The following is a 15,643-nucleotide window of genomic DNA, read 5'->3' on the forward strand; positions in this document are numbered from 1 at the left end:
ATAATGATGACTCAAGATATCCAACACACAGTACTTACTAGGCTTATTAGTCAGGTAAATCGAAATGTCATTGGCCAGCAGCATGTAACGAAATCTATGGTGATAGCGTTGTTAACTGGTGGTCATATTTTATTGGAAGGATTACCGGGTACCGCAAAAACAAGAGCGGTAAAGACCTTAGCGGATTGTTTGAATCTTGATTTTAGCCGGATTCAATTTACTCCGGACTTATTGCCTTCTGATATTACGGGGACTCAAATCTACCAACACGAAGAAGGAAAACTGGCATTTCAGCCAGGACCGATCTTCAGTTCAATTGTACTTGCTGACGAAATCAATCGCTCTCCGGCGAAAGTACAAGCGGCGTTACTCGAGGCGATGGCAGAAGGGACCATCACTGTCGCAGGGGAAACTAAGTCACTGCCTCAACCTTTCATGGTGCTAGCAACGCAAAATCCCATAGAACAAGAAGGAACCTATCCTTTACCTGAAGCACAAATGGATCGCTTCGTTATGAAAGTCACTGTGGATTATCCGAGTAGCCAATCAGAGATGGATATTATTCGTTTAGTTCGAGATGAGGATAGAAACGAGCACAAGTCGGCGACAAAGATGAACGCGACCTTTGAAGGCAACGAATGGTTTTCAGTTGAGACATTAAATGCCGCGCGCGAAGCTGTAAAGCAAATCCATGTTTCGGATGCGATAGATAGGTACTTGGTTGATTTAGTGGTCGCGACTCGTTGCCCTGAAGCTTATCCACAAAGCGACTTAGCGGATTGGATAGATGTTGGTGTAAGCCCAAGAGCATCGATTGCATTGGATCGTTGTAGTCGTGCTCATGCGTTTTTATCAGGCAGGGACTTTGTGTCGCCTGACGATGTCAGAGCCGTTGCTCCGTTCGTATTAAGCCATCGCTTATCTCTCAGCTTTGACGCTGTTTCTGAGGGCATAAACACAACACACGTCGTCGATGAGCTATTACGTCAAGTGCCGTTGAGTTAGTTTCATGAAGACGACTGCTGTGGATCCAAGAATCGCAACTACCTTAAAGGAGCTCACGCAAGTAAAACACCGTTTACATGCGTTTCAGTTTCCACCATCGAAAAAGGTAGCAAGTCGGCTTGTTGGAGGACATTTATCAGGTTTTCGAGGACGAGGTTTGGAGTTTGAAGAATTTCGTCATTATCAAGCGGGTGATGATGTCCGAAATATCGATTGGTTAGTGACGGCCAAAACAAATCAACCGCACGTCCGAGAATATCGACAAGAGAAAGACCGAACTGTACTGCTCTGTGTTGATCAGAGAAGCAACATGTACTTTTCTACCGTCGAGATAATGAAATCCGTTGTGGCGGCACAAGTGACTGCTGCACTCAGTTGGCAGGTTCTTCAGCAAAGCGACCGTGTCGGCGCCCTTGTATTTGGGACTCAAGATCTAAGCTGGTTTAAACCTAGGCGATCACATAGTGAGCTTCTACGATTGTTTCGCTTACTAGAAACAGAAAATAATGAACTGGTAAAACGTAATAGTGAAACTGAGAGAGTGACTTTTAACAGTGTTGTACAACGCTTGCTGCGTCAAAAATTAAAAGGTGCAGTGATTGTTGTGATTTCAGATTTCTCCGACTATGACTCTGAAACACGTTTTATGACTCGTCGACTGCAAGCACACAACGACCTAGTATGTCTTTCAATTCAAGACCCGATGGAGCAAGAGCTATTAATACAGGAGGCGATTTGCTTCAGTGACGGTGAACTTCAAGTCGCAGTGGATAGCAGTTTTCAAGAGAAAATCGACAGCTACAATACTCTGTGGCAACAACATCACCTCAGTGTTAAACAGGAATTGCAATCTCTGGGGATCCCTTATCTTCAACTCGATACGTCAGGACAACATTTCTCGCAATTAAAGCAACAGTTGAGTGAGAAAGTACATGTCTAAAAACAACATATTACTACGAGATTTAATTGATCCAGCTATACCCGAGATGACGCCATTTTTCCCGCAGACAATCGGCTGGAAAATAGCCGGAGTTTTTATATTGCTCAGTAGCTTTCTCATCTTGTTGAGGTGGTGGAGAAGTTATCAAGCCAACCGTTATCGACGTATCGCATTGAAAGCCATCGCACGCTTACCTAAGAATCAGCCGAATTACTACTTAACGGTACTCAATAGCGTTTTGAAACAAACCGCGTGTCATTGCTATCCGCATTCGAGTGTTGCTTCTTTGTATGGCGAAGCATGGCTGTTGTTTTTACAGTCTAAGAGCAATTCAAATATGTTCTCAAGTTCAATTGCTCAACAATGGCAGCAGGCAATCTATGCAAAAAACCGGAATCAAGAATGGACACCCAGTCAATTAAGACAGCTTGAGTTAATGGCCTGTGACTGGATTAAACAGCATCGTTAAGGTAAGACAATGATCGAGTTAGAATATCCTTGGCTTATGATTTTGCTTCCATTGCCATATTTCATTTATCTCTGGGCTCCAAGTTATAAGACAACACAGCAGGCACTTTCTGTTCCTTTTTTTAAGCGACTGGTCAATGGACTAAACCTTCGTGCAACTAAAGGGGCAGCCAGTCTTAGAGCCAGTCGTTGGCAGCGTGTGTCGATTATCGCTACGTGGTTAATGTTGGTGATAGCAATAGCAAAACCAATGTGGTTGGACACACCTAAAACCTACCAGCTTAGCGGCCGTGATCTCATGTTAGTGGTGGATTTGTCAGGTTCTATGTCGGAAAGGGACTTTCTAGATAATTCTGGAAAAGAACAAGATCGTTTAACCGCTGCCAAATCGGTGCTCGAAACATTTGCCGCAAAACGAGAAGGTGACCGACTAGGGTTAATTCTTTTTGGTGATTCCGCCTATCTTCAATCCCCGTTTACTGCTGACCATGAGGCGTGGCTTGCTTTGCTCGATCAGGCCCAAGTAGGAATGGCTGGAGAGAGCACACACTTGGGAGATGCGGTCGGTCTAACGATAAAAACATATATAGATAACCCTGAGAATCAGACGGTAGAGAAAGTCGCGATCATACTGACAGATGGCAATGATACAGACAGTTTAGTGCCACCCATTGACGCTGCAAAAGTCGCTCAGGCATACGGTATTCGACTGTATATAGTTGCCATGGGTAGCCCAAATACGACAGGCGATCAAGCCATAGATTTTAGCACGATCGAGACAATGGCTACCGTCACCGGCGGGCAAGCGTTTCTTGCTATGTCCCAAGAAGATTTAGACGCTGTATATCAGACCATTTCGGTGTTGGAACCTAAGGAATATCAGAGCTTTACTTATCAACCTAAAACTAGCTTGCATTTTGTGCCAGTGCTGTTGGGAGTTCTGAATCATCTTATGTTTATGCTCTATCGGCTAATGTTTCAAACCAAAGTCTTTCGTTTTCGAGTAAAAGCACAGCCTAAGAGGGAACTATGACTGGTCAAGCGCTAATAGAGCAGTTTCATTTTCTTCGACCGTTAGGGCTGCTGCTGTTGATCCCTCTACTTAGTATGGTTTATTTGCGTTGGCGTAACGAAGCAAAGAGAAGTGAATGGATGACGAGTTTGCCCATTCACCTGCGCGATGCATTGCTGGTGGGGAGGCCAAACTGGTTTAGCCAATTGCCTTTAAAGGGGCTGACGTTGGTGGGCGTTATCGCGATTATCATTGTTGCTGGCCCAAGTTGGTATCGACAAGCCTCTCCTTTTGCAGAAGATACAGCGCCACTGGTTGTTGTTTTGGATGTCTCTAGCTCAATGTCGCAGTCAGATGTTGCTCCAAGCCGACTGTTTATTGCAAAGCAGAAAGTACTCCAATTGCTCAAGTTGCACAATAAGGGGAAAGTATCTTTAGTCGTGTTTTCTGGAAGTGCTCATCTGGTTATGCCTCCGACGCAAGATCTAGCTCTATTCGAACCGCTACTAAACGCGATTAAGCCTAACGTGGTACCAAGAGACGGAAAATTTGCCGAATACACCTTGTCACCAATCCACCAAGTGTTAAGTAAAGCAAAGTCATCGGGCACGGTATTATTAGTAACAGATGGGCTAAGTAACGAAGCGATAATTGCGTACCAAGATTACTTCTCTAGTCACAATCATCAATTGTTGATTTGGGGAATCGGTCATAGCGATACCGATGTTGTTTTTCCTTTAGAGGAGAGGAAGCTTGCGTCGTTATCAAATCGCGTTGACGGTCAGTCGGTGATGTATTCGCTAAATAACAAAGATGTCGTTGAACTTGCTTCATTGATTGCGAAACACGCTCAGTTTTATGGAGAAGAGAGTGAGCCATGGTATGACTCTGGCTATTACTTACTTGTGCCATTGATGCTGCTGTATCTGTTGTGGTTCCGACGTGGGTGGTTAGTTCAATGGGGGATGGTCATCGTAATGTTATTAGGCTCGGGATATAGCCCTACTACTTATGCTGATTCGATACATTGGATGGATATTTGGCTGACTAAGGATCAACAAGGTCAACGCTTGTTTGCTCAGCAGCAATACGAGTTGGCGGCTAAGACTTTTGAGGAACCATATTGGAGAGCAACCGCTTATTATCTATCAGGCGACTACATTAGTGCTCAACAGTACTACATGAGAGTCGATACTACGGCTTCACAGCTTGGCGCGGCAGCATCACTTGCACATCAACGGGAATATATGGCCGCTCGTCAGCTTTATCGTGACATATTGGATCGAGAGCCTGCAAATGTGACAGCGACTCAAAACCTAGAACTCATGGAGAGGATCATACAACACATAAATGAGTTTTCAGAAGGCCAATTAACCAGTGGTGAAATGGAAGCTAGCAAGGAGTTAGGAGATAAGCCACAAACTGCGGAAGGGGTGACTCAAGAAGTTGATCCTTCGTTGTTACAAGAGCAAAAACTCACAGCAGAAGACTTGCTTGCCGATTCTTCCGTTCACGATAAATGGATGAAACGCGTCAATAGTGACCTCAGCGTATTTCTTACTTATAAATTTCATCGACAGTTGGAGATGGGAGTTGCTACGCAACGTTACGTAGAGCAGAAGGGAAATCAATGAGAGTTAGGTGGTCGTTTTTATCTTTTGTTGTACTGGTCTTAATAACGTGGAGTTGCCAGGCGACAACTATGAGTGAATTGCAACAAAAGGGACGAGTATTTATCAAGGCTTCGGTCACTCCAACAGACACCGTCTCCCTTCGTCAACAAACAACTATTACGATAGAGGTTGGCACGGATACATGGTTTACCAAAGGAACTCGAGTACATCGTTTTGAAGTAGAAAATGCGCTGATTGCCAATCGAAATCGGTTTGCGATTAATGGTACTCAGCGACGATATGGTAAAACTTACGCGATACAACAATGGGAAGTGACCCTTTACCCTTTAACAACGGGGAAGCTAGCCATTCCAAGTATTACTGTCGAATTGCAGGTGAAAGGGGACAACGGCGATCCTGATGTGGCAGGTTACCTTGTAACAAAGCCAGTAACTTTTGAGGTCAATAAGCCGTCAGCAATGATGGTACCAGATAAGACTTGGTTAGTGAGTTCCAACATATCTTTGCAACAGGAATGGTCATCACCATCGTCCAAAGATCAGTTGGTCGTGGGAAGTGCGCTTCAACGAGATGTCGAACTTCAGGTGCAAGGTAGCACCATAATGCTTCTGCCAGAGCGGTTAAGTGAGATACAAAGTACTACCGATTATCAGGTTTACTTTGAAGCCATCAACAAGCAAGACCTTGCAAATAGAGGGGAATACGCTGCCGTGCTGCAGGAACAATACACTTTTGTATTCGACACTGCTGGAAAGTTTACCTTACCTTCTATCGATGTATACCAATGGAACCCGAAAACACAGAAATTAGCGCGGCATGAACTACCCGGTAAGAGCGTTTTTATCAAGCATACGTTTAGAAGTTACTTGAGTACTTATTGGAGCGAGTTGTTCGTCCTAGTTATTACAATCTGCGTACTAGGATTTGTCGGGAATGTGAGTTTTCGGCGTTATAAAATGGCTAAAGAAAGGGGCCGGTTACCATTGCTGTGGTCTTTCCTTCTAGCTCTGCGAACCAAGGATAATGTCCGGCTAGAGAATGTCGTTTACCTTAAGATTATGACACTAGGGTGTAATGAGCTGACGCAAATATCGTCAGATGTTAATTTCGTAAGAATAATCAACAAGATAAATCAGAGCCGCTACATCATAAACATAAGCCAACAAGCCCCATTGTCCAAGTTTGATTGGTTGACCATTTGGTACAGAATTGAGCGCGCGCCTAAGGCAAAGCTTCCTCTTACTGGTCGTTCATCTAGCAAACGTATCTACCAACCGGATTAATATGACTTTCACGGAACTGTAAAAACCTCATAAGCAGGAACAGTTCCAATAGTGTCGACTCTAAACACGAATATCTGTCGACATTAAGGAAAATGAAATGAAAAACCGTTGGATAGGAGCTCTATTACTCGCAGGCTTAGTCTCTAACAACCTACATGCCTCTATGCCTAAAGCCATTAACCTCGGTATCTTAGGAGGGGAAAACGCCGAAGCACAAATCGGTAATAACCAATGTGTTGTAGAGTTTATGCAGGAGGAGTTGGGCGTCAAAACCAACATACGAAACTCGAGTGACTATAACTCAGTGATTCAAGGCTTACTGGGGAAGAAAATCGACTTAGTGATTAACATGTCACCGAAGGCATTTGCTGAGGTATATCTCAATGATCCTGAAGCCATCGATATCATTGGTTTGATTGCAGACAACACAGATAACTCAAGAGGCTATCACTCGGTGGTCATCGTTAAGGCTGATAGCCCTTATCAAAATATTGATGATTTGCGCGGCCACTCGTTTGCTTTTGCAGATCCTAACTCAACATCAGGATACCTGATTCCCAACAACCAATTAGAACGTCAAGTTGGTGGAACTATGGATAACCGCTTTAATGGCTTTTTTGAGTCACTAAGTTTTTCTGGAGGCCACGAACAGAACATTGTCGGAGTTATCAACGGTCAATTTGATGCAGCGGTCTCCGCTTCGAGCATGGTCGGTGACAGAGCGAGTGGTTATTCAGCTGGTGCGCTTCATCGATACGCCAAGCACGATCCTGAAGTGATGGACAAGATTCGTATTATTTGGCAATCACCACTGATTGCCAATGGCTCTACTATCGTGAGTAATGATTTAGACCCAAAATTTAAAGCCAAGCTTGTTGATGCAGTAAAAAAACTAGATAAAGAAGACAATGCATGCTTCTCGAAAGCAGCTCGTGGCTTAAGACATCTTGCCGACACCAGCATTGAAGAGTACCAGTCCGTTATTGATCTTGTTTACGCGACCAAATTTGTGCAGCGATAAAACCTGCTAATAAGCAGACCTGTTGAACGCTTAACACAGCGATATCTAGGCTCATTCGATGAGCCTAGTTCTTTCAGTTAGCTACTTTTCTAGACACACTTTCTGAAAGTCATTCCATTCACCCACCCCCGGAGCCACTTCTAAGCAGCCTTCTTTAGTGTCCATAACTGCGGTTAGCGTAGAGATAAAATCCGACCCATATGCTGCATGTTGAGCTATAGGTTTGGTATTAAGCACGTACTTTGCTGCGTCTACATTTCCCTCAGGGCTATTATCGATAAACTGTTGAGCAAACTCTGCGCGCCATTCAGTGTAGGCAGTAGCGATGGTGCGTTTTCTGCTTTTGTCACCTAACCCTACTGATTCAGCAAAAGACTGCATCACGCCCGGACGTTCGGAATGGTTCGCATGACCGATACCTGCTGGACGTTTTATGACGTAATTATCGCCTTCTAGCATTTCTATACCAATGGTATCGCCATTTGCATCTGCAAAGTTAAAATGCGATGCAACAACCGTTCGGTGTTTCTCTAGAATTTTCTCTGCTTCTTCCACGCTTTTGGCATGCCGAGCTAAGTAGTTTTGAAGAGCGCCAAGTTCGATTGCACTATTAGATTGAAGACCTACACCTTTTGAGTCAGTACCCTGAAAGTTAATCACCACACCAATGTCTTTGCCAAGCGTTTGGCCAGAGCCATAGAAACCGGACGCCATGACTTGAACATAATCGTCAGCTTGAAGAACCCAATAGTTGCCGCCAGATAAAGAAGGGGTATCGTTGACTTGCCCAACCACCCCAGTACCTGCAAAACTTATGGTTGTACAGCCACTTAATGATGATTGGGCTGCAGACGCTAACGCGGCGTCAAGTTGAGACAATGTGAACATCCTTTCTACAGAAATACCTCCTACTTCCGCCAATGCTTCTACTACTTCAAAGTACTCGGGATTGAGTTTTCGTGAGTTCTCCAATACTTTCATGGAGTCCTTTTCGAATTCGACAACATCAATTCCCGCCAATTTGTAAACATACTCTGCCTCTTTAATGCCTCGCCTCACCTCATCGCCAATTTGCTTTTCAAAAACCGTGACATAGCTTTTAGAGTCAAGACCTCGAATATCCACAACTGGCAAGCTTCTCTGTTGTACAAATGTCTCTGGAGCGTAATAGGGTTGGTTAACATTCAAACCTTGCACAGGCTCGAGAGATATTGCGTTTGCACCACTAGACAGCGTTAGTGCAGCGATGATTAAAGCTTGATGAGTAGTTTGCATAAAGGTGCCCTCAGTTAAAATATAAGGTTTGATAACTAGTGTTGTGTGTAACCTGGTATAAACTTATCATTTGATATATCCGTTATTCGGATAGGATGGGTATGTAAATTCCACATAATGGACAAATCGAAATGGCAGAGATTGAAACAGAAGGTTTTGAGTTTTTTGGGGTCGAGGAACAGGTGTTCCGAAAAATGGTTATAGAGAGAATGGAAGCATTGATGGTTCAGACCCAGCTTTCCAAGAACTCACTGGCAAAAAAAGCAGGAATTGGTCGGTCTGCGCTTTATGAGAAAATGGATAGAGAAGGAAAGAGCCATTTTACTATTCTAGATTTTTTCCGTATTGCGAAAGCACTCGATGTTAGTCTTCTTCAGCTATTCCCCATGACCAGCTTAGAGCGACTTCATGGCGGGCAATTACCGTTATCTGCCAGCACGTTGAAGTTTCTGGATCTTATGCTGGCAGCTCCGAAAGAAGATGTTGAGTACTTATCAGAATTCTACCGTACATTGAAAAAACGAGACGCGCAGAAAGCATAGCAATTACTTGTTCATCAGGTCGTAAGTAGAAACGTCTTTCCATATTCCAGACAAAGTGGGGCTATGCTTTCCATATAATGGACATTGTCTTTGATACGATTTTTGTCGTTGGCACAGTTGGTGTGCCTGCCGAAATGTTATCGGAGATCTTGTATGAAAACCTTATTTAGAACTGTCCCACTGTCTTTATTCTTGCTGTTACCGTTAACCGCAAGTCACGCTGCTTCATCTCCCGAGCCTACTGCTCGTGAGTCCCAAACCGAACAATACGCAATGGTGGTCGCATCCGGAAAACTCTTAAGTCTGACGAAATGGAAAGTTGAAGTCGACTTTGGGCAAGAACTGGAGATTAGCGTTAGGAACAAAGACCTGCTACGCGACGAAAATGGCAAAATCATTGCGTTTAACTCGCCAATGGATGCCCTAAACTACATGAATAGTCAGGGATGGGTGCTTGTTTCTACAGCTACGACGGAGAGCAAGTTTACCGCTGTAATGAAGCGTACAGCGCATTAGTAAGTAGGTAGGTTGCGCGTATGATGAGCAAAGTAATAAACGTTTTGATGACTGACATAGATAAGCAGGCTGAGCTGTGGCGGAATAGAACTGTAGCACCTCGACCCAAGGTACCTGCTTTGTGTGTGAATTCCGCGTTAACGTATGTTCGAAACCTATTTCTTCAAGAGTCGAATCTGCAAGAGCCGAGCCACGGCTGCGGTTGGTTAGATGATCTTCTAAGCGGATGTTCTCGATATAGTGCTCTGCATTACAGTGAAATTCTAATCGTCAGCAGTTTGGTAATAAAGCACCGTTTGGAATTTGAAGGCAACGGTTTACTAATTAAGCCAGCATTATACGGTGAGACGCTTGATGTTGAACCTATGTGGGGAGAGGGGGGAGATAAGCGCCAAACGCTCATTCATATCTTGTATTTGCTTAGTAATATGGTGAAACGAACAGGCACGCCAAGTAGTTCGCTTATTACTAGTGCTTTCGTTAGTGCTATAGAGTGCTTCGATGCGATTGGATTAGAGTGCAGGTCATGTTACTTAATCAAGACATCTAGTGGGATGCTGCAAATAAAAACGGCCACCTTGTCTTAGACAAGTTGACCGTTTAATTTTCAGCTACGCAAACGTAGATTAATCGCAAATCTCAATTGTTGTATCGCCTTTATTCACAATAGCCTCTAATTCTTTAGTCAAAGGCGCATCAGTGAATAAGCAACTTGCATCACTAATTGGGCCTAATTCAATGGACCCCTTTGGGATAAACTTAGTTGAATCCAAAGCGACCAACACATGTCGAGCCGATTTCATTACTGTTTGAGTAATCAGAGTTTCGCTTAAGTCATATTCCAATAAAGTGCCATCAACATCGATAGATGCTGCACTGGTAATAAGGAAATCAAAACGGAAGTTGGAAATAAAGTCCAATGCTTCAGTCCCGACAATACCACCGTTAAATGCCTTGACCTTGCCACTTGGTATCAGAACATCAAATGTCTTGTTACCGTGTAACACATTCGCAACACGTAAGCTGTTAGTAATAATCTGCAAGTTACTCTTGTTAAGCAGATGACTCGCAATAACTTCAGCGGTCGTACCAATAGTGATGAATACCGTTGAATTATCAGGAATCATATCCGCAATACGTTTAGCAATAGCGTTTTTTTGTTCGGTCTCTGACACCTTACGGACTTCGTAATCTAGGTTCGTTTTGGTAGCAGGAGAACTTGCTCCACCATGGTGACGTATTACAAGGCGCTCTTCACTGAGTTTCTTAATATCACGACGAATCGTTTGAGTCGAAACGTCGAGCATTTCTGCGAGTTCTTCGACGGTGTAGTAACCTTTGTCGTTAACGAACTGTAATAATTTATCTTGTCTTGGATTAGTCACGATAACCCTTCTTTTTTATTATTAGTTTTATATAGTGTCATCCACTTCTTTTCGGGTTGGAATACCTTCGCGGCCTCCAAGTTTCTTACATTTCAGCGCAGCTACGGTATTGGAAAAGATAATGGATTGACGCGTTTCCATACGCTCTGCAACAGCGACAGCAAGTGCTCCGTGGAAGACATCGCCTGCACCTGTGGTGTCAACAACATCTACTTTCAGACCTACTTGATGTGCGAGTTCGCCATTTTCAAGCCAATAACATCCTTTTGAACCGACTGTAACATAAACTCGTCCAGATGTCTTTTTTTGAGCGATTTTGAGACCTTCAACAGGATCGCTTGTTCCAGTGAATTTTTCGAGACCTGGCTCACTAAAAGCGACATGATCTGCTAATTCTACAAGTTCATCAATGGGTTCGGGAGTTATGTCTGCATCTAAAACCGAGGGAATGCCCAGTTCTCTTGCTTGCTGTAGTGCATATTTTGCGCCATCTATCCAACGAACATCTGTAAGAATTGTGGAATATGTCGAAAAATCAACATTTTTAAGAGGGGTAGCATCGCGCAGCAGAGACTTGTCTTGATAGTTGACTATCATTCGTTCGCCTTCTTCATCGACGATGACGGCTGAAAATGCAGAGGATGCACCTTCGATTTTCACCATCTTGTCTACGCCAACACCATAGCTGGCCAATTCGGTCAACATGGTATCAGCAACGCTGTCACAACCAACACGACCTATGAAGTCAACGTCATGGCCTAACTTAGCCACTGCGACCGAAGCTGTAGCGGCTGGTCCACCACCAACTTCAAAGTAATCGTGTGCAACATATTTGCCGCCCTGAGTCGGGAGTTGGGAAACCAATTGCACTCGGTCTAATACTGTAATACCAACACAAGCTATCGCCATTTTATATCTCTTATCGTTTCAAACATCATTGGAAAAAAAGCGGTGAAACTATCGTTAGCTTTAAGGAAAAATCTCCGTCGAAAACCATCGAGTGCTTTCACAACTCATGGGCTCATTATAAGGACTAAATAGATTTGCGATGAGAGTATTCTCACAAAAAGATAATAAATGGACATAAAACAACAAAATGTGACAAATGTTGTGGTTATTAAATCTCGAATGATTATAGTAAGTAGCAATTCAATAACAGAACTAAGGACTTTTTCATGTCAACAGTAGGATTCATCGGTCTAGGTCAAATGGGCAGCCCAATGGCAGCAAACCTTATTAAAGGTGGCCACTCTTTACGCGTGTTTGATATCAGCGAAACTGCTGTCGCAAAGATGGTTGAGTTAGGTGCTACAGCCGCTACATCACCAGCAGACGCTGCATCTGACGCTGAGTTTGTTATTACTATGCTGCCTAATGGCGCACTGGTCAAAAGCACACTCTTTGGTGACAGTGGCGTTACAGAAGGCTTAGATAAGCAGGCGTTACTTATCGACATGTCGACCATTCACCCGTTTGAAACTGATGCGCTTATTAACGAGATGTCGGAAAAAGGCTTCTCAATGATGGAAGCACCAGTAGGTCGAACATCTGACCATGCGATCAAAGGTGAGCTGTTGATTCTTGCTGGTGGTACTCCAGAGCAAATCGCCAAAGCGCAACCATTATTTGATTGCATGGGCTCTGAAACGATTGATGCTGGTGGCCCGGGTAAAGGTATTCGCGTAAAAATCATTAACAATTATATGAGCATTGCTCTTAATGCATTGTCTGCGGAAGCGGCGACACTGTCTGAAGCTATTGGTCTTGAGTTTGATGCAGCATTGAAAGTCATGAGTGGTACTCCTGCGGGTAAGGGTCACTTTACAACAACGTGGCCGGGCAAAGTATTAGCAGGCGACTTAAGCCCTGCATTTATGCTGGATTTAGCGCATAAAGATCTAGGAATTGCTTTGGATCTTGCTAACCAAGTGAATGTACCAATGCCTTGTGGTGCGGCATCTCGCGAGCTATATAGTGTTGCGCGTGCAGCAGGCCGAGGTCGTCAGGATTGGACTGCGGTATTTGAACAGCTACGCGTTACTTCAGGTCTTGAAGCAAAAATTAAATAACGGATAGAGGCAATCACGTGAAACTGACTCAAGAAAACTGGGGCCACATTGAGGGTCAAGAGGTACCGGTTAAGCTCTTTACGTTGGCGAATGAACACGGCATGACGATACGTGTAACTAATTACGGGTGTATTGTCTCTTCCATTGAAGTCCCAGACCGTAACGGCCAGTTTGCTGATGTGGTTCTAGGTTATGAAAGCCTTGAAAAGTATGTTGCTGGCCACCCGTTTTTTGGAGCAGTCGCGGGGCGCTTTGCAAATCGAATCAGAGATGGCCGTTACCAATTAGATGGACAAGTCTTTCAGTTAGAAACGAATGAGCTTCCGACGGGGCAGCATTTGCACGGTGGCTCAAAAGGGTTCGACAAATACGTTTGGAATTACACGCTAGAAGAGCAAAGTGAAGCGATTTTTGTTCATTTCAGTCGAATCTCTCCGGACGGTGAGTCAGGGTTTGGTGGCAACTTAGTCGTGACACATTCAATCGGCCTGGATGAACAGAACCAAGTCCATTACAACTTTACTGCTCATACCGATCAGTCAACGGTCGTCAATTTGGTCAATCATAGTTATTACAATCTTGGTGGGCATGATTCAGGAACCGTTGATAATCATCAACTAACACTGCACTCAGAGTTCTATACTCCAGTGGATGAAACCATGATTCCAACGGGAGAAATTTGTTCGGTAACGGGCAGTGATCTCGACTTTACCTCCCGCACAGAAGTAGGCAACAGAGAGTTTGACCACAACTTTATATTAAACGGCGATACAGACCGACGAGGTTATCGAATTGCTGCTGAACTGTATGAACCTAATAGTGGTAGAGCAATGACGGTCTTTACTACTCAACCTGCGGTGCAGTTCTATAACGGTTTCAAGTTGTCGAATAAGCCTTGGTATGGTCGCAACGGTCATAAGTATGAAAATCGTGAAGGACTATGTTTGGAAACGCAGCATTATCCGGATAGCCCTAACCAAGCGCATTTTCCATCCGTACGTTTGAATCCTGGTGAACTGTTCGAAGAAAAAACTATTCACCGTTTTGAGGTGAAATAGACCTAAAAATCAGCGAACCGCTATTGCCGTTCGCTAGATAACAATAATGATACTGAATTCAATGCGATGGACTGATAGGGTCGGTCGCAACAAAAAATAACGAGGAAACACCCTATGAAATGGATTAATACCCGATCCCATAACACATGGTTAGATAACGAAACTGACCGCATTTTTGAGTTTGGCAGAAACTCTGTGGTACCAAACGGTTTTGGTTGGATTGGTAACAACGGCAATGTGCGCGAAGAGATGGGCACACGTCTTTGGATAACTGCGCGCATGCTCCATTGTTATTCCTTGGCTGCACTCATGGGACGCCCTGGCGCCTATGACCTTGTCGAGCACGGTATTAAAGCTCTAGAAGGCCCGTTGAAAGATCAGGCTCACGGCGGTTGGTTTGCGACAATTGATAACGAAGGCGATGGTATTGTTGATGAGTCAAAACAAGGCTACCAACATGCGTTTGTGCTCCTTGGCGCAGCGAGTGCAGTCACTACAGGTCACCCTCGTGCGCAAGCACTTCTAGAAGAAGCCATTGCCGTATATGAAAAGCACTTCTGGGTCGAAGATCGTCAAATGTGCTTCGAGTCTTGGGACAGAGAATGGACTGAAACCGAAGATTACCGCGGCGGTAATATGGCGATGCACTCTGTAGAGGCTTTCTTGATTGTTTACGATGTGACAAAAGATAAGAAGTGGTTGCAGCGCGCACTTAACATCACCGAGTTTATGATCAACAAAACAGCGAAAGGGTTAAGCTACCGCGTTAATGAACACTTTGATTCTGAGTGGAAACCTCTTCCTGATTACAATAAAGAAACACCAGCAAGTCATTTCAGAGCATATGGTGGTACACCAGGCCACTGGATCGAATGGGGACGTTTGATTTGTCACTTACGTGCAACCTTGCTAGAAATTGGCGAAGATTGTCCAGAATGGTTGTTAGAAGACGCTATTGGACTATTTGATGCTACGGTGCGTGACGCATGGCATGTGGACGGTGCGCCGGGCTTTGTTTATTCGGTAGATTGGGATGGCAAGCCAGTAGTTCGTGAGCGTATCCGCTGGGCTCCTGTAGAAGCGATTGGTACTGCCTATGCTTTATTTACAGTAACGGGTGATAAGAAGTACGAAGATTACTATCGTACATGGTGGGACTATTGCCGTACCTATTTGATTGATTATGAGGGATGTTCTTGGTGGCAAGAGCTGGACGTAAATAACCAAGCTGGTACTAGCAAGGTATGGGATGGTAAACAAGATATTTACCACTTAATGCATTGTTTGGTGATTCCTAGATTGCCACTGACTCCAGGGTTAGCACCTGCATTATCTCAAGGCTTGCTTGACCAAGATATGAGATAAAATCCTAATATCATTAGATATTAAATTTAAGTCTTTCCGAAAGATGACGGTGTAGTGCTGTCATCTTTTT

16 protein-coding genes are annotated in these 15,643 nt (G+C 44.1%); 13 read left to right on the plus strand and 3 right to left on the minus strand.

The window, feature by feature from the left end; all coding sequences use genetic code 11:
- Positions 1 to 18: 18 nt before the first annotated feature.
- The 7 genes from L2W36_RS13350 (at position 19) to phnD (ending at position 7,363) form a co-directional block, all read left to right on the plus strand.
- Complete coding sequence (locus L2W36_RS13350) at positions 19 to 1,005, plus strand: AAA family ATPase (protein ID WP_443088396.1); 987 nt, start codon at positions 19 to 21, stop codon at positions 1,003 to 1,005.
- A gap of 4 nt (positions 1,006 to 1,009) precedes the next feature.
- A complete protein-coding gene (locus tag L2W36_RS13355) occupies positions 1,010 to 1,945 on the plus strand; it encodes a DUF58 domain-containing protein (RefSeq protein ID WP_236110241.1) in 936 nt (311 codons plus the stop codon).
- Positions 1,938 to 2,414: a DUF4381 domain-containing protein gene (locus L2W36_RS13360; RefSeq protein ID WP_236110242.1), complete on the plus strand. Its 477-nt coding sequence runs from the start codon at positions 1,938 to 1,940 to the stop codon at positions 2,412 to 2,414. The genes L2W36_RS13355 and L2W36_RS13360 overlap by 8 nt, the downstream gene beginning before the upstream one ends.
- A 9-nt stretch (positions 2,415 to 2,423) precedes the next feature.
- Positions 2,424 to 3,446: a VWA domain-containing protein gene (locus L2W36_RS13365; protein WP_236110243.1), complete on the plus strand. Its 1,023-nt coding sequence runs from the start codon at positions 2,424 to 2,426 to the stop codon at positions 3,444 to 3,446.
- Complete coding sequence (locus tag L2W36_RS13370; protein ID WP_236110244.1) at positions 3,443 to 5,059, plus strand: vWA domain-containing protein; 1,617 nt, start codon at positions 3,443 to 3,445, stop codon at positions 5,057 to 5,059. Before L2W36_RS13365 ends, L2W36_RS13370 begins: the two co-directional genes overlap by 4 nt.
- Positions 5,060 to 5,127: 68 nt before the next feature.
- Complete coding sequence (locus L2W36_RS13375; RefSeq protein WP_236110245.1) at positions 5,128 to 6,342, plus strand: BatD family protein; 1,215 nt, start codon at positions 5,128 to 5,130, stop codon at positions 6,340 to 6,342.
- A gap of 97 nt (positions 6,343 to 6,439) precedes the next feature.
- Complete coding sequence (gene phnD, locus L2W36_RS13380) at positions 6,440 to 7,363, plus strand: phosphonate ABC transporter substrate-binding protein (protein WP_236110246.1); 924 nt, start codon at positions 6,440 to 6,442, stop codon at positions 7,361 to 7,363.
- A gap of 81 nt (positions 7,364 to 7,444) precedes the next feature.
- Here the strand turns inward: phnD and L2W36_RS13385 are convergent, their stop codons facing one another.
- Positions 7,445 to 8,638 (minus strand): C45 family autoproteolytic acyltransferase/hydolase, encoded by a 1,194-nt coding sequence (locus tag L2W36_RS13385; protein ID WP_236110247.1) that lies wholly within the window; start codon positions 8,636 to 8,638, stop codon positions 7,445 to 7,447.
- 131 nt (positions 8,639 to 8,769) lie between these two features.
- On the opposite strand from L2W36_RS13385, the gene L2W36_RS13390 reads away from it, so the two are divergent.
- The 3 genes from L2W36_RS13390 to L2W36_RS13400 all read left to right on the plus strand — a co-directional run bounded on the left by L2W36_RS13390 (position 8,770) and on the right by L2W36_RS13400 (position 10,283).
- Positions 8,770 to 9,180 (plus strand): helix-turn-helix domain-containing protein, encoded by a 411-nt coding sequence (locus L2W36_RS13390; RefSeq protein WP_236110248.1) that lies wholly within the window; start codon positions 8,770 to 8,772, stop codon positions 9,178 to 9,180.
- Between the two features lie 153 nt (positions 9,181 to 9,333).
- Positions 9,334 to 9,696, plus strand: a complete 363-nt coding sequence (locus L2W36_RS13395; protein WP_236110249.1) for a hypothetical protein — start codon at positions 9,334 to 9,336, stop codon at positions 9,694 to 9,696.
- 20 nt (positions 9,697 to 9,716) lie between these two features.
- On the plus strand, positions 9,717 to 10,283 hold the full coding sequence (locus tag L2W36_RS13400) for a hypothetical protein (RefSeq protein ID WP_236110250.1): 567 nt from the start codon (positions 9,717 to 9,719) through the stop codon (positions 10,281 to 10,283).
- Between the two features lie 39 nt (positions 10,284 to 10,322).
- Here the strand turns inward: L2W36_RS13400 and L2W36_RS13405 are convergent, their stop codons facing one another.
- Both L2W36_RS13405 and L2W36_RS13410 read right to left on the minus strand, forming a co-directional pair.
- Entirely contained in the window at positions 10,323 to 11,081 is a 759-nt protein-coding gene (locus L2W36_RS13405) for a DeoR/GlpR family DNA-binding transcription regulator (protein WP_124942181.1), read from the minus strand.
- Positions 11,082 to 11,108: 27 nt separating this feature from the next.
- Positions 11,109 to 11,990: a sugar kinase gene (locus L2W36_RS13410; RefSeq protein ID WP_006069611.1), complete on the minus strand. Its 882-nt coding sequence runs from the start codon at positions 11,988 to 11,990 to the stop codon at positions 11,109 to 11,111.
- 266 nt (positions 11,991 to 12,256) lie between these two features.
- Here L2W36_RS13410 and yihU point away from each other — a divergent pair, with 266 nt between their 5' ends.
- From yihU to L2W36_RS13425, 3 genes are all read left to right on the plus strand, one after another.
- Entirely contained in the window at positions 12,257 to 13,150 is an 894-nt protein-coding gene (yihU, locus tag L2W36_RS13415; protein WP_006069612.1) for a sulfolactaldehyde 3-reductase, read from the plus strand.
- A 17-nt stretch (positions 13,151 to 13,167) separates the two neighbouring features.
- A complete protein-coding gene (locus tag L2W36_RS13420) occupies positions 13,168 to 14,208 on the plus strand; it encodes an aldose epimerase family protein (RefSeq protein ID WP_236110251.1) in 1,041 nt (346 codons plus the stop codon).
- Positions 14,209 to 14,322: 114 nt separating this feature from the next.
- Positions 14,323 to 15,573: an AGE family epimerase/isomerase gene (locus tag L2W36_RS13425; protein ID WP_236110252.1), complete on the plus strand. Its 1,251-nt coding sequence runs from the start codon at positions 14,323 to 14,325 to the stop codon at positions 15,571 to 15,573.
- Positions 15,574 to 15,643 lie beyond the last annotated feature (70 nt).

Source organism: Vibrio sp. McD22-P3 (assembly GCF_021568915.1).
GTDB lineage: Bacteria > Pseudomonadota > Gammaproteobacteria > Enterobacterales > Vibrionaceae > Vibrio > Vibrio mediterranei.